This is a genomic window from Aeromonas sp. R7-2, from assembly GCF_040908105.1.
GTDB lineage: Bacteria > Pseudomonadota > Gammaproteobacteria > Enterobacterales > Aeromonadaceae > Aeromonas > Aeromonas caviae.
Genome location: NZ_JBFODC010000009.1, coordinates 1 through 22483, shown reverse-complemented (window position 1 = coordinate 22483; position 22483 = coordinate 1). Strand labels below are relative to the sequence as shown.

Sequence of the window (22483 nt, the reverse complement as noted above, 5' to 3'; positions counted from 1 at the left end):
CCACGTCCACCTTGCCGCTGATCTCGGTGTTGCTGATGGTGCCGTCGTTGTTCACGTCTTCGGTGATGACCACGGTCGGCGCACCGGTCGCCTCGGTGTCGATGGCCGCACTGTCGCTGCCGCCGGTCCCCTTGTTGCCCGCCAGATCGGTGTAGCTGTTCTCCTTCACGGTCACGCTGGCGGTGCCCGTGAAGTGCGCATCCGGAGTGAAGGTCGCGGTCCAGGTCTTGCCGCCATCGGAGGTGGTCAGCCCGGTCACTGTGCCGCCCACCACGGTCAGGTCGCCCAGCTCGAACCCGGTCACCTTCTCGCTGAAGGTGAAGGTGACGTCGCTGGTTTCACCCACGGTCAGCTGGTCGTCAACGATGTGGACCACCACGCTCGGGGCCAGGGTGTCGACGCTGTAACCCTCGGTATCGGTCACGGTGGTGCTGTTGCCCGCCGCGTCGGTGGTGGTGACCTTGGCGTCGATCACCTTGTCCCCATCGGCCACCAGCTCGCTACCCGGCACATTGATGCTGAAAGTCTTGTCGGCCAAGACCAGACCGGTGAAGGCCTTGCCATTGACTGTCAGGGTGACGGTGTCGCCCTCTTTCACGTCGCCACCCACACGACCGGTCACGGCGATGTCCTGCTTGGACTCGGCCGCGTTGATCACGTCGTCAGGGGTGATGTTGCCATCCAGGGTGATGCTGGCATCCGGTGGCGTGGTATCGAGCAAGGTAGTGTCGTCGGTGGCGCTGGCCGGGTTGCCCGCCGCGTCGGTAACGCTGGCCACCACGGTCAGGTTGCCATCAGCCAGCCCGCTCAGATCGGCGCGGGTCTGGTAGTTGCCATCGGCATCGGTGACGGCAGTGACTGTCACGCTCTTACCGGTGGCATCGCTGATCACCAGGGTCACGGTACGACCCGGGCCAACATCGGAGGTGCCGCTGATGGGCGTGTTGGCCACATTGGCCGCGTTCACGTCATCCAGGCTCACCGTGATGTTCGCCGTGGTGTCCACGCTACCATCGTCGCTCGACGTGCCTCTGTTGCCAGCAGGATCAGTCACGCTGGCCGTCACGTCATAGCCTCCATCCGGCAACGGTGTCACGACATCCGCGCTGTAACTGCCATCCGGTTGTACCGTGGCGGTCAGGGTCTGCTGATTGCCGTTGGCATCGGTCACCGTCAGGGTCACCGTGCTGCCGGGGGCGGCGTCCGTGGTACCCGTGATGGTCGGGGTGTTGTCATTGGTATTGTCCGGTGCATTCACCGTCACGATCGGGGCCGTAGTGTCCACGCTGCCATCATCGGTCGCGGTGCCGGTGTTGCCGGCCGGATCGGTCACGGAGGCCGTCACCTGATAGCCCCCTTCGGCCAGCGGTGAGGTGACATCCACGCTGAAGCTGCCATCCGGTTGTACCGTAGCGGTCAGGGTCTGTTGATTGCCGTTGGCATCGGTCACCACCAGGGTCACCGTGCTGCCAGCGGGAGCATCCGTGGTGCCGGTCAGGGTCGGCGTCCGATCGTTGGTGTTGTCGGGGGCAGAGACGGTGATGACGGGAGCGGTGAGGTCGACCAGCTCATCCTCACTGCTTTGCGCATCCACCAGCGGCGCCGCGTCAGCCGGGTTCGCACTGTCAAAGCCTGCGCTGGAGATGGTTGCATCACCGGTACGATCGATAGTGACGAAACCGCCGTTGCCGCTGGCACCAGCCACGCCCCCCGCATTGCCTGCGGCCGGGGCTCCGCCCGCCGCCGACGCTTCGAATGCCTTGGTGGGGTCGGTCCCGTCCAGAATCGCTTGCTGCAAGGCGGCGATGTCATCGGGCGTACCCGCGTTCGCCAGCACGGCGTCACCCTGTTCGGGGCGCTCGCCGGAACCCAGGGTGAACGTGGTCTCCCCTCCCTGGAAGCTGGCCCCTTCGGGCGCAAGCAATACCGCATCCTTGGGCAGTACATCGCCTTCTGCAACGAGTCTCTGGCTCCCGTCGGCGGCGACCAGATACATTTTGCCTTGCAAGTGGGTAACGACGACATCCTGATCCAATACGATGCGCTGATTGCTCATGGTTTCTCCTGAAATATCGAAGGGCATATTGCTCCAGCCTCCAATGTGCCCGTTTATCAGGCCATAAACCAGTGAGAAAAATCGAATGAACAGACCGAAATGAAGCCGGGTTTCGGGGCGAAAACGAAGGGACGCAGAAGATAAATAAAATTAATTAAATCAATAGCATCAATTGTGACAAAACGAAGACGGGAGCCTCATCGGCTCCCGTCTCGTGAGGTGTCAGACACCGGCCCAGAGCAGGATGGCCAGCAGCTGGGGCGAGATGATCCGCAGGAACATCACCAGGGGGTAGACGGTCGCGTAAGAGAGTGCGCTGGCACCACTGGTGGGGTGCATGCCGTTGGCAAATGCCAGAGCGGGAGGATCCGTCATCGAGCCGGCCAGCAGACCGCATAGCGTGAGGTAGTTGAGCTTGCCATAATGGCGTGCCAGCACACCCACCAGCAGCAGCGGGATGAGGGTGATTGCCACACCGTACATCATCCATGCGGGACCGTCGCCGTTGATCAGGGTGTCGATGAAGCCGGCCCCGGACTTGAACCCCACCACCGCCAGGAAGAGCACTATGCCTATTTCCCGCAGCGCCAGGTTGGCGCTCGGCGGCATGAACCAGTAGAGCTTGCCGATGCTGCCGATACGAGACAGGATGAGCGCCACCACCAGCGGTCCCCCTGCCAGCCCCAGCTTGAGCGCCGCCGGGAATCCCGGCAGGTAGAAGGGAATGGATCCGAGCAATACCCCCAACCCGATGCCGATGAAGACGGGCAGCATCTGCACCTGCTGCAGTTTCTGCTGCACGTTGCCCACCACGCTGGTGACCGCCTCGATGGCATCGAGCCGCCCCACCAGGTTCAAGATATCACCGAACTGCAGACTGGTCTGACTGGTTGGCACCAGCTCGATGCCGGCCCGATTCAGGCGCGAGATGACCACATCGTATTTCTGCTTGATGTCGAGATCGCGGATCCGCTTGCCGAGCACCTGCTCATTGGTGACCACCACCCGCTCGACCCGCAGATCGGTCCCGCGGGTGGAGAGGGAGGTGTCTACCTCCTCTCCAAGCACCAGCAGCACCTTGTGCAGGGCATGGCGCTCCCCCACCAGGTGCAGCAGGTCGCCAAGTTCGATGCGCGAGTCGGGCTTTGGCACCATCAGTTCGTCGCCACGCTTGAGTCGGGAGCAGATGACGTCCGCCTCGTCCAGACTCGGGATCTCGCGGAGCATCAGGCCATGCATATTGGGATTGCGCACGGCAATGTTGATGGTTTGCAGACTCTCCTTGGTCTTGCCAGCCTGCTGCTCGAAAGCGACCGCCTCCTCCTCAATCTTGATGTGGAAGAACATACGGATGAGCCACATGGTGAGCAGGATGCCGCAGATCCCGAACGGGTAGGCCACCGCATAGCCCATCCCCATCAGGCCGGTGGAGCCAGGATCCGCCCCGAGCTCCGCCAGGATCTGCTGGCCAGCCCCCAGGGACGGGGTATTGGTCACGGCCCCGGAAAAGACCCCGAGGATCACTGGCAGCGGTACATCGAACAGCTGGTGCAACGCTGCCGCCACCAGGCAGCCGAGCAGAACCAGCAGGGCCGCGAAGCCATTGAGCTTGAGGCCCGAACTGCGCAAGGAGGAAAAGAAGCCGGGACCGACCTGGATGCCTATGGTGTAGACGAACAGGATCAGGCCGAATTCCTGAATAAAATGAAGTGTTTGCTCATCCAGCTTCAAGCCGGACAAGCCGGCGAAGTGGCCCACTATGATGCCGCCGAACAGCACCCCGCCGATACCCAAACCCACGCCATAGACCCGCCAGTTTCCCAGCCAGAGCCCCAGCACTGCCACCAGCGACAGCATGCTGATGGAAAGCGCGATCTCACTCATCGTTTGTATCCTTTCCAAACTGAACTGGCACTAGCTTGTCAGCAAACGAAGGGGGCAACTGTGGGGTGCCGCACGAATTCAGGCTTTCATGAGCACAAAAATACCAATTAAGGGTTAGCCATCAGATGTAGCCATAAATGGCCATGAAGTGGCACAGACTGCCACCCAGCACAAACAGGTGCCAGATGGCGTGGTTGTAGGGAATGCGCTTAGCCACATAGAAGATCACTCCCAGGCTGTAGATGAGACCACCCAGCCCCAGCAGCAGGAGCCCGGTACCATCCAGATGCAGATAGAGCTGGTAGATGACCACCAGCGACAGCCAGCCCAGCATCAGATAGGTAAATAGCGACACCTTCTTGAAACGATTGATGAAGATCAGCTTGAACACGACCCCCGCCAGGGCCAGCCCCCAGATCACCACCATCAGTCCTTGCGCCAGCGGCGTATCGAGCGCCACCAGCAGGAAGGGGGTATAAGTGCCGGCGATCAGCAGATAGATGGCGCAGTGATCGAACAGCTTGCTCCAGCGTCTGGCCGCCACCGAGCTCACGCTGTGATAGAGCGTCGAAGCGAGATAGAGCAATACCAGGCTGGCACCGTAGACGCCGTAGCTCAGCAGTACCCTGGGCCCCTGATCCCACCCCTTGTGCAGCAGCAAGACCAGCCCCAGTCCGCCCAGCAACAGCCCCAGCCCATGGCTGAGGCGATTCGCCCACTCTTCCCGTGGGGAGTACCCCGTCACATCCATCATTACCTCCAACCCATTACCGGCCCACTCTAGCGGCCGACGTTTCAGGCTACAAGTGTTAGCTGAAAATAAAGGGGCGAGGAGAGGGAGGGCCAGAGATGGCTGTGCCCCCCGCCCCTTTGGTGTATGCTCTGCCGCCGACGCCGCCCATGCGGATGGCCGCGTCTGCCCGACAATCTGGTCTGGAGAACCCGATGAAGCTCACTGAACTGTTTACACAACCGGATCCTGATTTCGGCAAGGCCATGACGGCCCTGCTGGAGCATTTCCATCATTCCGACGACAGTCAGGCCCCCTATCAGCGGGGCAGCTTCACCCACCAGCTCGATCAGTCGTGCATGCCCGCCATCGGCATCTCTCCCCGGGACTATCTGGCACGGCTCGCCACCCTGGTACCCGGGGCATCGCACCTCACCTCTCCCCGCTACATGGGACACATGACGGCACCGCTGCCGGCCTTCACCGCCGAGCTCTCCCGGCTCTTGGTGATGCTCAACCAGAACCCGATGAAGATGGAGTCCTCCCGTCTGCTGAGCTTTCTGGAGCGGGAAGTGCTGGCCAAGCTGCACCGTCTGGTCTACCGCCAGGACGACGCCTTCTATGCAGCCCAGATGCATGCCAAGGATGCAGCCCTCGGCGTCATGACCAGTGGCGGTACCATCGCCAACGTCACCGCTCTCTGGCTGGCCCGCAACCGGGCCTGTGGCGACAACCTGTTCGCCCTCGCCGAGCAGGGCTATCGCGGCGCCGTCATTCTGGGATCGCGGCTGATGCACTACTCCTTCGACAAGGGGATGGATCTGCTGGGACTCGGGGCTCGCAGCGTCTGGCGTCTCGACACAGACGAGCACAACCGGCTCAGTCTGGCGGCACTGGAACAGGCCCTTCAACAATGCAGGGAGCAGAAGCTCAAGGTGCTGGCGCTGGTCGGCGTGGCTGGCAGCACGGATTTTGGCTCCGTCGACCCGCTGCCGGAACTGGCCGCCATCGCCCGGCGCGAGCAAATCCACTTCCACGTGGACGCGGCCTGGGGTGGCCCGACCCTCTTCTCGCCCCGCTATCAGGGATTGCTTACGGGGATAGAGCACGCCGATACCGTCACCCTTGACGGTCACAAGCAGTTGCTGGTCCCGCTCGGTACCGGCATGCTGCTCTGCCGCCAACCGGACCTGATGATGACGGTGAAGCGCGAGGCTCCCTACGCCATCCGCGCCACCTCCTTCGATCAGGGGCGTTTCACTCTGGAGGGGACCCGTCCCGCCAACGCGCTCTATCTGGATGCCGCCTTCCAGATGCTGGGACAGCAGGGTTATGCCCAACTCATCGACGCCAACTACGACAGGGCGCGGCGAATGGCCGCGCTCATCGACGCCAGTCCCGCCTTCGAGCTGATGTCGACACCTGTCATGAACCTGCTCTCCTACCGATGCATTCCGCCCCACCTGCAAGGTCAGGTGCCCGATGTGGCGGCCAACGAACAGATCAATCTCTTCAACGTCGCCCTGCAAAAAGCCCAGCGCGCCGAAGGGCACAGCTTCGTCTCACGCACCCAGCGCGCAGTCTCCCGCTATGGCGAGCAACCGCTCACGCTGCTGCGCGCCGTCCTGCTCAACCCCCTCATCGAGGAAGCAGACATACGCGCATTGCTGGACGATCAGGTGCGCCTTGGCAACCAGATTGCCAGCCAGCTGTTCGAGTAACCCGCCGCCCCGGGAAGGAACTGCCTGCAGAATGGACGGTCTTATTCATTTGCCGTTGTCTGACGGGCAGGTACACTGAGTGAAATTTTGAGGTTAGAGCCCAGCATGAAGCAGTTTATCGAGTTCATCCCCCTGATCGTCTTCTTCGCGGTCTACAAGTTTTACGACATCTACACCGCCACTGGCGCCCTGGTGGTCGTCACTGGCCTGCAACTCCTGTACAGCTGGCTTCGCTATCGCCGGGTCGAGAAGATGCAGTTGTTCACCTTCGTGCTGGTCGGTTTCTTCGGCGGCCTCACCGTCTTCTTCCACGACGATGCCTTTATCAAGTGGAAGGTGACCGTCATCAATGTGCTCTTTGCCCTCGCCCTGCTCATCGGCCGCTATGGCTTTGGCAAGAACCTCATCAAGCAGATGCTGGGCAAGGAGCTCCAAGCCCCCGACCGGGTCTGGGACAACGTCAATCTCGGCTGGGTCGGCTTCTTCACCCTGTGCGGTCTGCTCAACCTCTACGTGGCCTTCAACCTCTCCCAGGAGATGTGGGTCAACTTCAAGGTGTTCGGCCTGCTGGGCATGACCCTGGTCTTCACCCTGCTCAGCGGCGTCTATCTCTATCGCCACATGCCGGCCGAGCAGAACGCAGAACAGAAAAAATAACCGCAACCAGAAAGGGATTGTTCCATGTGGTATCTGATCTACTCCGAAGATGTCGCGGGCAGCCTGCCCCAGCGCAAGCTGGCACGCCCTGCCCACCTGGCCCGCCTGCAAGCCTTGCAGGATGAGGGCCGACTGCTGACGGCCGGCCCCAACCCGGCCATCGATGCCGAGGATCCGGCCGATGCGGGCTTCACCGGCAGCACCGTCATCGCCGACTTTGCCAGTCAGGCCGACGCCCAGGCCTGGGCCGATGCGGACCCCTATGTTGCGGCAGGGGTCTACGCCAGAGTGACCATCAAACCGTTCAAGAAAGTCTTCTGAGCCCATCGAGGCTGACAAGAAAAAGGCCGGACACTGTCCGGCCTTTTCGTATCCGATGATGACTCATGCCCTGGCCACAAACCAGGGATTGAGGATATCGGGCTTGTTGTAGCAAAGCGGCGAACCATCGAGCTGGGTGACGCTGCCCCCCGCCCCTTCCAGTACCGCCTGAGCTGCCCCCGTATCCCACTCGCAGGTCGGTGCGAGCCGCGGGTAAAGCTCGGCCTCCCCCTCGGCAATGATGCAAAACTTGAGAGAGCTGCCCATGGAAACCAGCTCGATCTCGCCCCGCTCCAGTTCGCCAAAACGGGCCAGATACTCGAGTGTCTCCTGCGACAGGTGATTGCGACTGCCCACCACGCGCCACACTTGCCCAGCGTCATGAGGGCGGGTCTGGATGGCCTCGTGCCTGCCATCAGCCACACGCCAGGCGCCAATCCCCTTGCCCCCATACCAGAGCTTGTCCAGTACCGGGGCATAGACCAGCCCCCAGCGCGGGGTCCCCTGTTCAATCAGGGCGATATTCACCGTGAACTCGCCGTTGCGGGAGACAAACTCCTTGGTGCCATCCAAAGGATCCACCAACCAGTAACGGGGCCAGCCGAGTCGCGCAGCCATCACCTCGGGGGAGGACTCTTCCGACAACACCGGGATATCGGGAGTGAGACGCGCCAGCGCCTGAACGATCACCTCGTGGGCCCCCTTGTCCGCCGCCGTCAGCGGGCTCTCGTCCTGCTTGTACTCCACCGCAAAGGGCTGACTGTAGATAGACATGATGGCCTCACCGGCGGCGCGGGCGATGGGCTCCAGTTCGGAAATGGCGGGTAGATACATGGAAAAGAGTTCTCGCTCAAAGGGTTGGTCAGTGTAACCGAGTGAGTATCTTCGGCTTATAGCCGTTTGCACTGACTTATACAGTGTCAAAACTGACAGACAAAAAGTGGCGCAACACAGCTAATGATAAATATGCCACTAAGGCAGATTCATAAGGATGTGAAACATGAACAAGAAGACCCTGATCGCCGCACTGCTGCTGAGCTGCCTCCCCCTGTTGAGCCAACCTCTGCTGGCCGCCGACAAGGCGGCGACCAAGCCTGTGGCCACCACCCAAGTCAAGGAGAGCGGCAAGATCAATCTCAATACCGCCAGTGCCGGCGAGCTCACCGCCCTGAAAGGCATTGGCGAGAAGAAGGCACAGGCCATCATCGACCACAGGGAGAAGCAGGGCAAGTTCACCTCCGTCGATCAACTGGCGGACGTCAGTGGCATCGGACCTGCCACGCTGGAAGCAAACCGGGACATGATTATCGTCAAGTAACCGGTTTGAATCCCTATCATCCCGAGGGCAGCCTGTGGCTGCCCTATTTTTCTTCGGGTATCATGAGCCCACTTTGTATCTTCGGACTCACTCCATGAAAAAGACACCGCTCGTTGTTCGCAAGGCCGTTCTCCCCGTTGCCGGTCTGGGTACCCGCATGCTGCCCGCCACCAAGGCCATCCCCAAGGAGATGCTGCCCGTGGTCGACAAGCCGCTGATCCAGTATGTGGTGCGCGAAGCCATCGCCGCCGGCATCAAGGAGATCATCCTGGTGACCCATTCAAGCAAGAACTCCATCGAGAACCACTTCGACAAGAGCTTCGAGCTGGAGGCGACCCTGGAGAAGCGGGTCAAGCGCCAACTGCTGGAAGAGGTTCAGCACATCTGTCCCAAAGACGTCACCATCATGCACGTGCGTCAAGGGGAAGCAAAAGGCCTGGGCCATGCAGTACTGTGTGCCCGCCCCCTCATCGGGGATCAACCCTTCGCCGTGCTGCTGCCGGATGTGCTCATCGACGAGGTGGCCAGCGATCTGAAGCAGGACAACCTGGCGGAGATGGTGCATCTGTTCGAAGAGGAGCAGATCAGCCAGATCATGGTGGAAGCCGTCCCCGAGAGCGAAGTGGACAAATACGGCATCGCCGACATCAAGGGGGAAGCCCTGAGCGAAGGCATGTCCCTGCCGATGCAGGCCATCGTCGAGAAGCCGCCCCGGGATGAAGCCCCGTCCAACCTGGCCGTGGTCGGTCGCTATGTGCTCTCGGCCAATATCTGGCCCTTGCTGGAAAAAACCCCGGCCGGCGCCGGCGACGAGATCCAGCTGACCGATGCCATCGCCATGCTGATGGAAAAGGAGCAGGTCAATGCCTACTTCATGAAGGGACGCAGCCACGATTGCGGCAGCAAGCTCGGTTACATGAAGGCCAATGTGGAATACGCCGTGCGCCATCGGGAACTCAGCAAAGAATTCACCAGCTGGCTGAAGCAGTTTGCCAAAGAGCTGTAATCTCTGAATATTTACAAGATAAGCAGAATAAAAAACTGGGCATCATTCGATGCCCTTTTTCATTTTATAAACAAATATTCAACCATTGATAGATAAAATATCGCTAAATCATAATATTGTAATTTAAAGTCGCTTGTTCTATAAGGATTAAGGCTTGTTCCTAGCCCTTGCATAAAATTTCTAAAAAAATATAAGACACAGGTGGAAGTTCCAATGAATAACCCGTCCAAAGGGACCTTTTTAGGTCACCCTAAAGGGCTTTTTTTGCTCTTTAGTACCGAACTGTGGGAGAGATTCTCCTATTACGGCATGCGTGCCGTGCTCGTCCTCTATCTGACCGACCTGACCGCCAACGGTGGCATGGGCTGGACCCAGGCCGACGCCCTCAAGCTGTACGGCATCTATACCGGTCTGGTCTACATCACTCCCATCATCGGCGGCTGGCTCGCAGATACCTTCCTGGGCCAGCGCCGTGCCATCCTGTTCGGTGCCGTGCTGATGGCCGCCGGCCAGTTTACCCTGGCACTGCCTCACGCCATGTTCCCTGACATGGTCAACACCGTCTTCTATGCCGGCCTTGGCTTGCTGATCGTGGGCAACGGCCTGTTCAAACCGAACATCTCCACCATGGTGGGCGACCTGTATAAAGAAGGGGATCACCGTCGTGACGGCGCCTTCACCATCTTCTACATGGGCATCAACCTGGGCTCCCTCCTGGCCGGCGTGATCTGCGGCGCCGCCGCCACCGCCTATGGCTGGCAAGCCGCCTTCGTCAGCGCCGGTATCGGCATGCTGCTCTCCCTGGTCGTGCAGGCCACCATGGCCCAGCGTTTCCTTGGCGACATCGGCCGTGTGCCCGCCGCCCAGCGTGCCGCCCTGCAGCGCTCCAAGGAGCAAAAAGCGCCCCTGACCAAACAGGAAGTGGATCGCATCAAGGTGATCCTGGTACTGGGCCTGTTCACCATCATCTTCTGGGCCGGCTTCGAGCAGGCCGGTGGTCTGATGAACCTGTATGCCCAGGAGTATACCGACCGCATGATCGGCAGCTTCGAAGTGCCGACCGCCTGGTTCCAGTCCCTGAACCCCTTCTTCATCATCACCCTGGCCCCTGTCGTGGCCGCCATCTGGATCAAGCTCGGCAAGAAAGAGCCGAACTCCCCGGTGAAATTCGCCATGGGCCTGCTATTCCTGGCCGTCGGCTTCCTGTTCATGATCGGTGCCGTGCTGGAGCAAGGTGGTGATCAGGCTGTCAAGACCTCCATGTTCTGGTTGGTCGGTGCCTACCTGTTCCATACCCTGGGTGAGCTCTGCCTCTCCCCCATCGGTCTCTCCATGGTGACCAAGCTGGCTCCGCTGCGCCTGGCCTCCCTGATGATGGGTGCCTGGTTCGGTTTCGTGGCCCTGGCCAACTATGCCGCCGGCTTCATCGGATCCTTCGTCGGCGAATCCGGTGCCATGGCCATCTTCGGTGGCATCGCACTGGCCGCCGTGATCAGCGCCCTCATCCTGCTGACCATGGCCAACCGCTTGGTCTACTGGATGCACGGTGCCGAAGGCCCGGCCAAAGAGCCCGAAGAACAAGAGCAGAAACTGCACTCCGCGACCGTTTGACCGGTCAGGACAGCAGATACCAAACAGGGCGCCCATGGGCGCCCTGTTTGCATGTGTTCACTTCACTGCGTCAGTGGTGACGAACCTGCATCGTCAGGGCGCTGCCGCTGTCACTGCGAAACTGCAGATCAAAGGGCTCGTGCCAGCTTCGCCTGTGCAACGTGTAGCGACTGCTGCGCATCAAGCCGAGCGGCAACCCCCCTGCACGCATCAACCAGTGAGGTGAGGTGAGCCCGGCATTTGCAAAAAGCAGCCCATCTTCCTGATCGAACAGCAGGGCCGCCATGGCAAAGGAGTGACGCAGGCCCGACTCCAGCAGTTGCAGATTGAGGTAATCCAGCAATCGGTGTGGCTGGGTCAACAGCAGGCTCTCCTGTTGCTGGTATTGGCGATAGGGGCCGTTCATCAGGGATCGCACCAAGGCACCACAGAAGGCCGCATCCACACCGAGGATGGGCAATTCCATCACCAGTACCAGCAGCTTGTCGTCCAGTTTGAAGGTATCCGGGATGAAGAGATTGCCCATGCCGGCAAAGGTGACCTGCCAGGGCCCCCACTCCTGCATGCCAGGGGGCGCCAACCAGGCGAGCAGCCGACTGCTCGCCAGATCGTGGCCACGGAAGAAGTCGATGTGCTCCATCAGTTCCAGCTGCTGGCTCTGATGCCCGAGGTTTGTCAGGCATTGCTCGATGCTGCGGCGGATCTGCTCATAGTCATTCACCGGTTTGATGAAGAAGTCCCTGGCCCCCGCCCGCAGCGCACGCTCGATCGCAGCCATCTGATCCTGACCGGAGATGACGATGACGGGCACCTGTGGATAGCGGGCGGTAAGGCAGGCAATCACCTCATGGCCATCCATGTTCGGCATGTTCAGATCACACAACACCACATCGGGGTGATAGAGCGCTGCGGCAGAGAGCCCCTCAATTCCGTCTTCTGCCTGAAAGACGCAGGCCCCGTCGTGCTCGAGATAAGATACCAGTGAGTGGCGAAAAACCGCTTCGTCTTCTACCACCAAGATCCGTAGTCCGGCTTTTGACATCTTGACAAAGCTCTTATTAGTCAAATGGTTATTTGAGCATTAAGACTAGATCATGGGCGCTGGATACCGCCACACAATATTGTCGAGCAGCGAGCCGGGCTGGCCTTGGTATCTGCCAAGCGTTTGAAATGGTCCGACTATTTTGATCGCCCCCTTGCGCAGAGATGGTCGGCAACCGTCGCCCGGCAGCCGTTATCTCGCAGGTCGGCACCATGAATTGTATGAGGCACCGCCATGAGGGATAATGCCCTCCACTCCAGATCGTGAAGCAGACCATGACGCCAGCCGAATACAGCGCCCTCGCCCATCCCAGACTCTCCCATCCGGCCCGCAGCCTCTATACCCTGCAACTGCGCCGCTTGGTGCTGGAAAATCGGCTGGCCCGACTCAACTATCCCGAGCTTGGCCGGGCATTGGCTGTCGTCGATCCGGGCAATCCCGGTGGTTTCAGCTATCAGGTCAACGCTCGCCAGCTGACCGAACTGCTCGACGAGCTGATGGAAGCCGAACTGCTTCAGGTCGAGGCCCAGGCTGACAGTGAGCACTACCACCAGTGCCCTTTCCAGTTGCCGTTGCTGAGCCAGCGGGTGCGCAGCCCTCTGCCGGCACGCCCGTTCCAGATGCACCTGCAGTGGCGTCCGGACGAAGAACTGCCTGCTCTCGCACGCCTGTGCGGGGTGATCGATGCCAGCTACAGCGAAGAGGATCTCGGGGAGTTCATCGCCTACTGGCTCGGCCGCCCCGAGGTGTTCGACTCCCAGCACCAGTGGATGTTGAAATTTATTCGGGCCCTCAAGAGTCGGCGCTACGCCCGCCGCCCGGCGACCGTGGTCACCGGGTACCAGCAGGTCGCGCCAGCCCCGGTAGAGGCTGGCCCGAGCCGCCGGGCGCAAGAGATGATCGATGAGGCCAAACGGCTGGCACAAGCTCAGGAGCCGGAGAATGATTGATACCAGGCGGCCACGAAGTGCACTATTGACCCCCTGCCCATCCAGCCACAGCCCTAGCAGAAGGAGAATTCCATGACAGATCCGCACGACCCGATGCGCCAGGCACTGGAAGAGATCGAGGCCAAACGCCAGAAAATCGCCAAGGCAAGACAGGAGCAACGGGCTCATGATCCCGAGCTCAAGCGTCACGTCAGCAGCCTGCAGCAACGTATTCTCCGACTGCGGGCCGCAACCGGCGGCAGCCAGTACGACTACGAGACCCTGCGCAAGGAGTACGACGCCAAGGCCAATGCCGAAGTGCGCGAGTTGCAGAAGGCCGCCCGCCAGGAGCGGATCCAGAAGCTGATCGCCCAGGCCGACCTCAATCCGGACTGGATCTTCGACAAGATGGATTCCGGTGACCCGGCCCTGCAATACCCCATCGAGACAGCCCGCTACTTCATCAGCGGTTTCGAGCACTGGGAGAAGAGCGGCGGGGGCTGCATGCTGATCTACGGCGATTACGGCACCGGCAAATCCACCCTGGCGGGTGCCGTGGCCCACGAGTTGATCGCGCGCCACCAGAAGTCGGTGATCTTCCAGCAGTGGGCCTCCATCGTGGACAGGCTCTTTTTCAACGTCATCCAGGATCAGGAGGAGCGTAACCAGTACCGCCGCGCCCTGGAAGAGGTGGACCTGCTGATCATCGACGAGGTGGCGGCCAACCGTGCCAAGATGGCCGAGAGTCAGTCCAGCTTCCTCGGCCACCTGCTGCGCCGTCGTCGCAACCTGTCCAAAAGCGTCATCATCATCACCAACCACAGCCCCCAGAGCCTGCATCAGGCCATCGGTGATTTCAGCTATGAGGCGATCAAGGCGTTCAATCCGGTGGACATCCACCTGAGCGGACCCAGCCGCCGTCCCAGCATCGGCCATTACAACGGTTGATCCCGTCGGGCCGGCGTCCCTGATGTCCGGCCCTTCATATCCCCTGCACCTCACAAATAAAAACCACTCTCATTTACAGAGAGCCATCCAGGCTCTAGGCTTGCTCTTTTGTTCGAGAGGGCCTGTCATGCCAACCACACTCATCTTCGGTGCCAGTCGAGGACTGGGCCGCGCCTTCACCGACCACGCACTGCAACTGGGCCACAGGGTCGTTGCCCTGGTGCGCCATGCCGACATGGCCAGCGAGCTGCATACCCTGGGAGTCGAGGTCGTCATCGGGGATGCCCTGGACCCCCAGGCCGTGGCCCAGGCTTGCCGCTTGGCGGACAGGGATGCCCGGGTAGTCTCCACCCTCGGCAGCTTTCGCCAGAGTGCACCGGTGGATTATCAGGGCAACCGCCATGTGATCGACGAGATGGAGCGCGCCGGGCTCAGCCGCCTGCTGCTGGTCACCTCCCTCGGTTGTGGCGACAGCTGGCAATACCTGCCCGAGCGGGCTCGCGCCGCCTTCGGACACGAGGTACGCCTCAAGAGCCTGGCGGAAAGCTGGCTGCAGACAAGCCCCCTGGCGTGGACCATTTTACGCCCCGCAGGGTTGCAGGATGGGGAGCCCACGGGTCAGGCCATCCTGAGCCAGGGGCTAGAGAGGCATGGCCTGGTCAGGCGCCAGGATGTGGCGATACGGGGTTTGCAACTGCTCACCGACCAGGAGGCGTGCGGCCAGATCTATGCCATCGGCGATCCGGGTCTGAATCAGCCATGATCCCTGTGAATGGCAACACGGTCAGCCCAGTGGCTGACCGTGTTGTTGCAAGGCGCCTAGTCGGTGGAAGACGCTGTCGCCCCATCATCCGGCCGCGTTGCAAGGCACGGTTGACGCCAGCGGAGCAACCAGCACGCCAGAGCGCCATACAGCAGCGCCAGTCCCCACAACTGCCACCAGTAGCGGGAGACCTGGGCAAAGTCGGCCCCCATCTGATTGAGGCGCAGGAATCCCTCGATGGCCGGCGTGCTCGGTGCCCACTGGGCCAGCCAGTTGAGGGGGGCCGGGATGAGCTCAAGGGGCCAGATAAAGCCGGCCAGGAAGACCAGCGGCAAAGAGGAGACAAGCACCACCTGGGTCGGTAGATCACGGCGGGTGAACAGGGCGCCGAGCACGATCCCGAGCCAGGTGGTGGCCAACAGGAACGGCAGGGTAAAGAGCCAGAGTTCGCCGGGTACAGCGGTGCGGGCAATACCGTAGTGATCGAAGCAGAAGCCGAAGAAGTAGGTCACCGGAAGGACGAAAAGAGCCCCCACCACCAGGGTGCGGGCCAGCAACAAGGCCGGCACGGGAGCATGTTGCCAGTAGCCTGACTCGCCACGGCGGCTGCGCTGGTTCTGGGTCGCCCCCAGGATGCCGGTCCCCATCAGCAACACCTGATGCAGGATCAGCACGAATACCGCAGGCACCACGTAGTTCACATAGCCCATGGTGGGGTTGAATACCGGCAGCACATTGAGGGCCACCGCGTTCCAGCCCATGGCGGCCTGGGGCAGCGCCTCACCCTGGCTCAACAGCCTGGCCACCTTCACCTGGGCGGCAAGCGTGCCCCCCGCCTGGGCCAGCCCTTCGGCAATGGTGCCATAGACCAGGAAGTAGGAGGCATCCCCGGCATAACCCAGGGTCACGCTCCTGCCCAGCATCAGATCCCGATAGAAGTGGCGGGGAATGTGCAAGATGCCGCTCGCCTTGCCGGTCAGCATCATCTGGCGGGCCTCGTCGAGCGAACCGGCACGGGCCACCAGTTTCACCTGCGCCGTGGCATCGGCCATGAACTCCAGCTGGCGGGAGAGCTGGCTGCCATCCTCGTTGACCACCACCACGGGCTCTTCCCTGGGCAATTGGTGCAGGTAGGGCTGGGGGTAGAGGAAAGAGTAGAAGAAGACGCCGCCAAACAGGGTCAGCATGATGGCGCGATCCGCCAAGAGGGTGCGCAGCTCAAGGCGCATCAGATCCCAGAATCCCATCATGGTCTGGACTCCTCATGGGGCAGGGCCGCGCCCGACGGCGTCCGGTAACGGTGTACCACCAGCAACAGGGGCAGCAGAAACAGCAGCAGAGCCCCGAGCTGGGGCAGGGCCGCCGTCAACGGTTGACCGTAGTTGGTTTGCCCGATCTGCAGCTCCACATAGTGGGAGATGGGCAGCAGGCTGCGCCAGAACTGGGCCACATCACCCATGGCGGTGACCGGAAAGGTGACCCCCATGAAGGCAAATCCCGGCGCCGTGTAGGCGCCGGCCAGAGAGAGCGCCCGCGCCGGATCCCGGATGATGGCGTAGAAGAAGGCCCCCATGGTGACGCAAGCGGCTGACGCCAGTCCCAGCCCCGCCGTCAGCACCAGCCAACTGCCTTGCATGGGGTACCCAAGCCCCTTGAACAGCAGCAGACTCCACGCCAGACCCCACCCCCAGCCGATGAGCACATGGGGCAGCAGGGTACGCCAGAGGCCGAACCAGACCCCTCTGGTGGTCCAGTCCAACCCGAGGCGATCGGTGCGGGCCAGGGCGTTCAGGCCATAGAGCACCACCAGGATCTGCCACACCGCAGGCAGCAGGGCGCTCAGCAGAAACTGGGCGTAGCTGGAATTGATGTTGTAGAGCGCGGTAACCTGGCTCGCAATGGGTACGGATTGTCCCAGGGCACCGGGCAGCGTCTTGCCGTCGGCCATGGCCTCCAACCCCCCTACCTGACCATTGAGAGTTCCCACCACCTGGGCCAGTGCGGAGTTGACCAGCTTGGCAATCAGGATGAACTGGCCATTGTTGAACACGGTGACCTGCGGCTGAGTGCCTTGCCGGGCATCCCGCTCCAGGTGATGGGGGATCACCACCAGGGCATAGATGTCTCCCCCTCGCAGTGCCCTGGCCCCCTCGTCGATGGCGTCAAACTGCTGCGCTATCTTGAGCCCGGCGGAGCCATCGAGAGAGAACGCCAGTTGTCGGGAGAGGGGGCTGCGATCCAGATCCACCAGACCGACCTTGAGATCCCGCGCCAGGCCGGCTGAAAAGATCCAGCACAGGATCCCTATCAGCAGCAAGGGGACCCAGCTCGCCAGCGCCCGGCCGAACGGGTCCTGCCAGAGCAACCGCCATTCGCGCCCCATCAGAGCTCGACCAGCACGCTCATGCCGACCCGCAGCCCATCAACCGGCTGCAAGGGGCGCGCTTCCACCTGGAAGCTTTTCATGTCGAACCCCTGGCGGGTGTCGGTGGCACGCCAGGTGGCGAAATCCCCCATCACGGCCACATGGGTCACCTTGAAGCGCACCAGCTGATCCCCCAGGCCGGGAATACGGGCATCAAACTCGGTACCGACCGGGAACCTTGGCAAGAGGTCCTCACGGACATGGAACTGGGCCCAGGCATCCTTCATGTCGAGCAAGGTCACCACGGGGAAGCCCTGGGGAGCCAGCTCGCCGCTACGCAACAGCACCTGGGCAACTTCCCCCTCGTGTGGGCTGGCGATGCGGGTATCGGCCAGATAGGCTTCCACTTCCGCCACGCCGCCAGCCGCCATCTTGGCCTGCTCGCGGGCCGCTATCTTGGTCTCTTCCCGCGCCCCTTCCAGTGCCATCTGGTATTGCTGCCAGGCCATGCCCTCGCTGTACTTCGCCGCCTGCCAGGCCGTCCAGGCCTCGTCACGCTTTTGCAGCGACATCACGCCATCCCGATGCAGGCTGGCAATGCGCTCGTAGGTTTTGCCATGAAGCAGGGCAGCCGCCTTGGCCTGTTGCCACTGATCCTTGGCGGCCGCGATCTGCTGCACTCGCGCCCCCTTCTCGGCCTCTTCGGCCATTGCACCCGCCGCGGCCTGCCCGGCCTTGGCCTGACTCAGCTTGGCCTCGATCTCCGGGCTCGCCAGAGTGAACGCCAGTTGGCCCCTGGCCAGTTGATCCCCCTTCTTCACCAGCACCTCGTCGATGCGACCCGCCACCTTGGAAGAGACCGAATACTGCTGCGCCTCTATCTGCCCCTGCAGACGCACCGGCTCCGGCTGATAGGCCAGCCAGAAGCGCCATCCAAGCCAGAGCACAAGCAATACCAGCGCCAGTGGCAGCAGCCAGGGCTTGCCCTGGCTCATCTTCTTCTTGATGGGGGGATGACTCATGAATTCACCTCGGCAAACGGGCGACCCTTGGCGGTCGAAACGGACATGAATAACGGAATGGAAGAGAGCGCGATCATGAGTTCACCTCGATCGCCTGACCATGCTGATACTGGTTGAAACTGTTCATCTGACCGGAGAGTGCCAACAGGCGGGCCAGGGAGATCACGTATTGATAGGCGGCGGCGGCGCGCTGGGTCTTGACCCCGGCAAGCTGGGTCTGGGCATCGACCACATCAAGGGAAGTGGAGAGCCCCTGACCGAATGCCTTGTCACGCAACCGCACGTTCTCCTCGGCCAGCGCCTGGGTTGAGGAGAGAGAGTGATACTCCTCCAGTCCCTGGGCAGCCTCGCGCCAGGTCTTCTCGACCAGCAGCTCCAGATCCTGGCGGGTCTTGGCTTGCAGCAGGTTGACCTGGAGTTCGGCGCTCTTGGCTGCCTGGACCGTCTCGGAGCGGCCATCACGACTCACCAACGGCATGCTGACCCCGACACCAACCAGCCAGTCCGGTGTGGTCTTGGAGACGATGGAATCATCTTCATAGAGGTTGTAGTTGCCGAACAGGAAGAGCTCGGGGGCGTATTTGCCCTTCTCCAGCTTGATCATCCCCTGGGCCTGCTCCTTCTTGGCCGTCAACAGCTTGAGACCGGGATGCACCGACAGGGTCTCCTCCACGAAGGGAGACAAGGCTGGCATCCCTTCGTTGATGAAGAGGGCGGTATTGGGCTCAGCCTGCTTGAGCTTGAGCATGTGGCCGAGCGCCAGCTGGGCGATCTCCAGGCTGCGCCTGGCCTTCTGGGTATCGATACGTGCCCTGTCATAGGCAGACTGGGCCGAAAGGCGCTCCACCTTGGCGATCTGCCCCTGGGCTTCGAGCTTCTTGGCATGATCCAGATGGTGTGCCAGTCCCTGCTCGATCTCCTGCTTGGTCTGCACCACCTGCGCCGCCAGCACCACCCCGAAGTAGGTCTGGGAGAGGCTCTCGAAGGTGGACTGCTGTTTAAGCACCAGCAACTGCTCAGCCTCGCTCACCTGGGCCTGACGAATATCCTGGGCCGCATCGATGCGCCCGCCGGTAAAGAGCGGCCATAGCATCTTGACCGAACTGGTCACCACGTTCTGCTTGGTGAGGGGGGTGACAAAATCGCTCGGGCTGAGGTTGAGTGCCTGCATCACGGGCCCCAGGACCTTGCCGAATTCCGGATGATTGGCGATGGGGTTGAGATCCAGCATGTCCAGCTCCATCGGCTGATCGAGATGGGTATAGCTTGCCCCCACATCCACCTTGGGCAGGTACATGGCCTTGGCCGCCTCCCGCAGTTGCTGGGCCCTCTCCACCCCGGCCTGCTCTGCCGCCAAGCCGTCATCCTGCTGGATGACCCGGCTCCAGGCCTCGGTAAAGCTGACCGTCTGCGCCTGGGCCGACCCCAGCACGACACCCAGCAGGCATGGGCAGAGCGATTTGATGAACTTTGCCGTCATACATCCCCGATCCGTTTGTAATGAAATTGTGTAGAGCCTTTGCTCAATTCAGGCCCGCTATCATAGCCTAAACCGGCATGAGAGGGAGACTCACAAATCACCATCCCCCTCACTCGCGCCCCCCTGACCATGGTCACAGACAATATGTCCGATTTTCAAGCACTCCTGAATTTGCAAGCCTTGGCGCGACGTTTTTTTCAGAAAAAAATGGCTGACGCTCAAATACTAACCTTTTCTCCTGACTAAAAAATGCGTAATATACGCCGCCCTAAGCCGATGGTAACCGTGGAATGCAGATAGGTCCCCACACGCTTGAAACTCCCCTGATCGTGGCCCCCATGGCCGGTGTAACAGACCGACCATTTCGTGAACTTTGTTTACGTTTGGGAGCCGGTATGGCCGTTTCCGAGATGCTGCTGGCCAACCCGGATGTCTGGGATACCCAGAAAACCCGGATGAGAATGGATCACTCTGCTGAAGGCGGCTTGCGATCGGTCCAGATTGCCGGTGCCGACCCCGAGATGATGGCGTTTGCTGCCCGCTACAACGTGGAGCAGGGCGCTCAGATCGTCGACATCAACATGGGATGTCCGGCAAAAAAAGTGAATAAGAAGCTGGCAGGTTCCGCCCTGCTGCGTCAGCCAGACCTGGTCAGATCCATCTGCCGGGCCGTGGTGGATGCGGTGGAAGTACCTGTCACCTTGAAGATCCGCACAGGATGGGATCCGGATAACCGCAATGGCGAGGAGATCGCCCGAATCGCCGAAGATTGCGGTATCGCGGCCCTTGCCGTGCATGGTCGTACCCGTGCCTGCCTCTACAAGGGCGAAGCGGAGTACGACACTATCAGGGCGATTAAGCAGGCCGTATCGATTCCTGTTGTCGCCAATGGCGACATCGATAGCCCGGAGAAAGCCCGGTATGTCCTCGACTATACCGGTGTCGACGCCGTGATGATCGGCCGTGCTGCGCAAGGACGACCCTGGATTTTCCGGGAAATCCGCCATTTTCTTGAAACGGGCACCAAGCTGCCGCCTCCCGACAGGGAAGAGGTTCGCACCCTGATGAACGAGCATGTCACCAATCTGCACCAGTTTTACGGTGCCTATCTGGGAGCGCGCATTGCCCGTAAACACGTGGGCTGGTATCTGGATGAAGAAGAGGCGGGCCGAGAATTCCGTAAGCACTTCAATGCCCTGGATTGTGCAGACGCACAACTCGAGGCACTCGAAGCGTATTTCGATGGATTAGGTTAACGCATAACTAAAGAGCCGACCGAATATGTTCGAACAAACCCTGACTTCTGATGCATTGGTAACAACTACTCACAATCACGCTGCCGAGCCGACCCAACGCCCCCTGCGTGACTCTGTGCAACAGGCCCTGCGTAACTACCTGGCCCAGTTGAACGGTCAGGAAGTGATTGATCTGTACGATATGGTTCTCTCCGAAGTCGAAGCTCCCATGCTGGACGTGATCATGCAGTACACCCGTGGCAACCAGACTCGCGCCGCCGTGATGATGGGCATCAACCGCGGCACCCTGCGCAAGAAACTCAAGCGTTACGGCATGAACTGATCCCGGTCATTCTGCTGCAGTGCAGACGAAGGCGTATCCCAGCGATGGGATACGCCTTTTTCTATGCCCGGTGTTTACCTGCTCACTCCACCGCCAGCTTGATACCAAGCCCCACGAACAGCCCCCCCATCACACGATTCAGCCAGGTGGCCACCCGGGTGGGTAGTCGCACCTTGCGGCTTGCAAACGCGGTGGAAAACGCCAGCAGATGGCACCAGATCATGCCGTTGAGATTGAAGATGCAGCCCAGCACGATGAATGCCATCGCCTTTTGCGGTGAAGCGGGATCGATGAACTGGGGCACAAAAGCGAGAAAAAAGAGCGCCACCTTGGGATTGAGGACATTGGTGAGCAACCCCTGCCGGAAGATGCGCCCATAAGAGAGCGCAGGCAGCGCCACAGCCCCATCCACAGACGTTGAAGTGCCACTCCTCTGCCAGAGCATGGACACGCCGAGATAGACCAGATAGAGCGCCCCCATCAGCTTGATGACGGCAAACAGCTCGGCGGAGGCACTCAACAGGGCAGACAGTCCCAGCGCCGCAGCCAACACATGTACCATGGTACCTGTCCCGATACCCAATGCCGCCATGGACCCTGCACGCCATCCCTGGGAGCCGCTGCGCAGCATGATGAGCAGGGAGTCAGGCCCAGGCATCATGTTCAGCAGCAGGCCAGAAACGACAAACAACGCCAAATCGTGGATCCCCAACATAGACAGCTCCTTGTACATGAAAGAAACAGTCTATGGATCCTGAGGTACTTGTCACTCCCGTTTCCAGCGATAGTGATTATCAAGGAAGGGAATAGCGCTTGAGCCGGAGATACTTGACGCTCAACCTGGTGAGAAAGAGAGATTGAGCCGTTTGAAAGACAGTGATACTGGCTGAATAACAATGTTTATCGATACAATAGACTGTGTTTTGCGCATTAACCAGACTTATTATCTAAAAAATAAATTTCAGGCAATAAAAAACCCCGCTCGAGTGAGCGGGGTTTCTTGTATTGGGTGCCTGGCAGTGTCCTACTCTCGCATGGCGAATGCCACACTA

At 60.8% G+C, this 22483-nt stretch carries 21 protein-coding genes; 11 read left to right on the top strand and 10 right to left on the bottom strand.

Translation table 11 applies throughout. The annotated features are described in order from the left end of the window. The 3 genes from AB5Y47_RS00975 to AB5Y47_RS00965 all read right to left on the bottom strand — a co-directional run. The coding region (locus tag AB5Y47_RS00975; RefSeq protein ID WP_324042637.1) for a retention module-containing protein at positions 1–2056 on the bottom strand (2056 nt) is incomplete at its 3' end. A gap of 222 nt (positions 2057–2278) precedes the next feature. Then, on the bottom strand, positions 2279–3940 hold the full coding sequence (locus AB5Y47_RS00970; protein ID WP_010675535.1) for a putative transporter: 1662 nt from the start codon (positions 3938–3940) through the stop codon (positions 2279–2281). 121 nt (positions 3941–4061) lie between these two features. Continuing rightward, on the bottom strand, positions 4062–4694 hold the full coding sequence (locus AB5Y47_RS00965) for a hemolysin III family protein (protein WP_039041319.1): 633 nt from the start codon (positions 4692–4694) through the stop codon (positions 4062–4064). 191 nt (positions 4695–4885) lie between these two features. Between AB5Y47_RS00965 and AB5Y47_RS00960 the strand changes: the two genes are divergently transcribed. The 3 genes from AB5Y47_RS00960 to AB5Y47_RS00950 all read left to right on the top strand — a co-directional run bounded on the left by AB5Y47_RS00960 (position 4886) and on the right by AB5Y47_RS00950 (position 7369). Further along, positions 4886–6391 carry an aminotransferase class V-fold PLP-dependent enzyme gene (locus AB5Y47_RS00960; RefSeq protein WP_368219614.1) on the top strand — a complete coding sequence of 502 codons (1506 nt, stop codon included), beginning with the start codon at positions 4886–4888 and terminating at the stop codon, positions 6389–6391. A 105-nt stretch (positions 6392–6496) separates the two neighbouring features. Further along, the gene (locus AB5Y47_RS00955; RefSeq protein ID WP_010675538.1) at positions 6497–7048 is read left to right on the top strand and encodes a septation protein A; all 552 of its coding nucleotides are present in this window, start codon (positions 6497–6499) and stop codon (positions 7046–7048) included. 24 nt (positions 7049–7072) lie between these two features. Then, positions 7073–7369, top strand: coding sequence for a YciI family protein (locus AB5Y47_RS00950; protein ID WP_010675539.1), 297 nt, complete (start codon positions 7073–7075; stop codon positions 7367–7369). A 63-nt stretch (positions 7370–7432) separates the two neighbouring features. On the opposite strand, the gene cysQ is transcribed toward AB5Y47_RS00950, so the two are convergent. Beyond that, a complete protein-coding gene (gene cysQ, locus AB5Y47_RS00945) occupies positions 7433–8203 on the bottom strand; it encodes a 3'(2'),5'-bisphosphate nucleotidase CysQ (protein WP_010675540.1) in 771 nt (256 codons plus the stop codon). Positions 8204–8369: 166 nt separating this feature from the next. Between cysQ and AB5Y47_RS00940 the strand changes: the two genes are divergently transcribed. The 3 genes from AB5Y47_RS00940 (at position 8370) to AB5Y47_RS00930 (ending at position 11304) form a co-directional block, all read left to right on the top strand. Beyond that, on the top strand, positions 8370–8687 hold the full coding sequence (locus tag AB5Y47_RS00940; protein ID WP_010675541.1) for a ComEA family DNA-binding protein: 318 nt from the start codon (positions 8370–8372) through the stop codon (positions 8685–8687). Between the two features lie 94 nt (positions 8688–8781). Then, the gene (gene galU, locus AB5Y47_RS00935) at positions 8782–9693 is read left to right on the top strand and encodes a UTP--glucose-1-phosphate uridylyltransferase GalU (protein WP_010675542.1); all 912 of its coding nucleotides are present in this window, start codon (positions 8782–8784) and stop codon (positions 9691–9693) included. 213 nt (positions 9694–9906) lie between these two features. Further along, positions 9907–11304 carry a peptide MFS transporter gene (locus AB5Y47_RS00930; protein ID WP_029314796.1) on the top strand — a complete coding sequence of 466 codons (1398 nt, stop codon included), beginning with the start codon at positions 9907–9909 and terminating at the stop codon, positions 11302–11304. A 70-nt stretch (positions 11305–11374) separates the two neighbouring features. On the opposite strand, the gene AB5Y47_RS00925 is transcribed toward AB5Y47_RS00930, so the two are convergent. Then, a complete protein-coding gene (locus AB5Y47_RS00925) occupies positions 11375–12346 on the bottom strand; it encodes a response regulator (protein WP_029314797.1) in 972 nt (323 codons plus the stop codon). A gap of 275 nt (positions 12347–12621) precedes the next feature. On the opposite strand from AB5Y47_RS00925, the gene AB5Y47_RS00920 reads away from it, so the two are divergent. The 3 genes from AB5Y47_RS00920 (at position 12622) to AB5Y47_RS00910 (ending at position 14986) form a co-directional block, all read left to right on the top strand. Next, positions 12622–13296 (top strand): DnaT-like ssDNA-binding domain-containing protein, encoded by a 675-nt coding sequence (locus tag AB5Y47_RS00920; RefSeq protein ID WP_039041329.1) that lies wholly within the window; start codon positions 12622–12624, stop codon positions 13294–13296. 72 nt (positions 13297–13368) lie between these two features. Next, positions 13369–14223 (top strand): DnaA/Hda family protein, encoded by an 855-nt coding sequence (locus tag AB5Y47_RS00915; RefSeq protein ID WP_010675546.1) that lies wholly within the window; start codon positions 13369–13371, stop codon positions 14221–14223. Positions 14224–14350: 127 nt separating this feature from the next. Further along, on the top strand, positions 14351–14986 hold the full coding sequence (locus AB5Y47_RS00910; protein WP_010675547.1) for an SDR family oxidoreductase: 636 nt from the start codon (positions 14351–14353) through the stop codon (positions 14984–14986). A gap of 56 nt (positions 14987–15042) precedes the next feature. On the opposite strand, the gene AB5Y47_RS00905 is transcribed toward AB5Y47_RS00910, so the two are convergent. From AB5Y47_RS00905 to AB5Y47_RS00890, 4 genes are all read right to left on the bottom strand, one after another. Next, positions 15043–16236 carry an ABC transporter permease gene (locus tag AB5Y47_RS00905; protein WP_319883053.1) on the bottom strand — a complete coding sequence of 398 codons (1194 nt, stop codon included), beginning with the start codon at positions 16234–16236 and terminating at the stop codon, positions 15043–15045. Next, positions 16233–17369 (bottom strand): ABC transporter permease, encoded by a 1137-nt coding sequence (locus AB5Y47_RS00900; RefSeq protein WP_216945076.1) that lies wholly within the window; start codon positions 17367–17369, stop codon positions 16233–16235. Before AB5Y47_RS00900 ends, AB5Y47_RS00905 begins: the two co-directional genes overlap by 4 nt. Beyond that, entirely contained in the window at positions 17369–18373 is a 1005-nt protein-coding gene (locus tag AB5Y47_RS00895) for an HlyD family secretion protein (RefSeq protein WP_080767988.1), read from the bottom strand. Before AB5Y47_RS00895 ends, AB5Y47_RS00900 begins: the two co-directional genes overlap by 1 nt. Before the next feature lie 73 nt (positions 18374–18446). Next, the gene (locus AB5Y47_RS00890) at positions 18447–19853 is read right to left on the bottom strand and encodes a TolC family protein (protein ID WP_010675551.1); all 1407 of its coding nucleotides are present in this window, start codon (positions 19851–19853) and stop codon (positions 18447–18449) included. 290 nt (positions 19854–20143) lie between these two features. Between AB5Y47_RS00890 and dusB the strand changes: the two genes are divergently transcribed. Further along, positions 20144–21109: a tRNA dihydrouridine synthase DusB gene (dusB, locus tag AB5Y47_RS00885; protein ID WP_010675552.1), complete on the top strand. Its 966-nt coding sequence runs from the start codon at positions 20144–20146 to the stop codon at positions 21107–21109. A 25-nt stretch (positions 21110–21134) separates the two neighbouring features. Next, entirely contained in the window at positions 21135–21431 is a 297-nt protein-coding gene (gene fis, locus AB5Y47_RS00880) for a DNA-binding transcriptional regulator Fis (protein ID WP_005309538.1), read from the top strand. Between the two features lie 82 nt (positions 21432–21513). Here the strand turns inward: fis and AB5Y47_RS00875 are convergent, their stop codons facing one another. After that, positions 21514–22146: a LysE family translocator gene (locus AB5Y47_RS00875; protein ID WP_045521897.1), complete on the bottom strand. Its 633-nt coding sequence runs from the start codon at positions 22144–22146 to the stop codon at positions 21514–21516. Positions 22147–22483 lie beyond the last annotated feature (337 nt).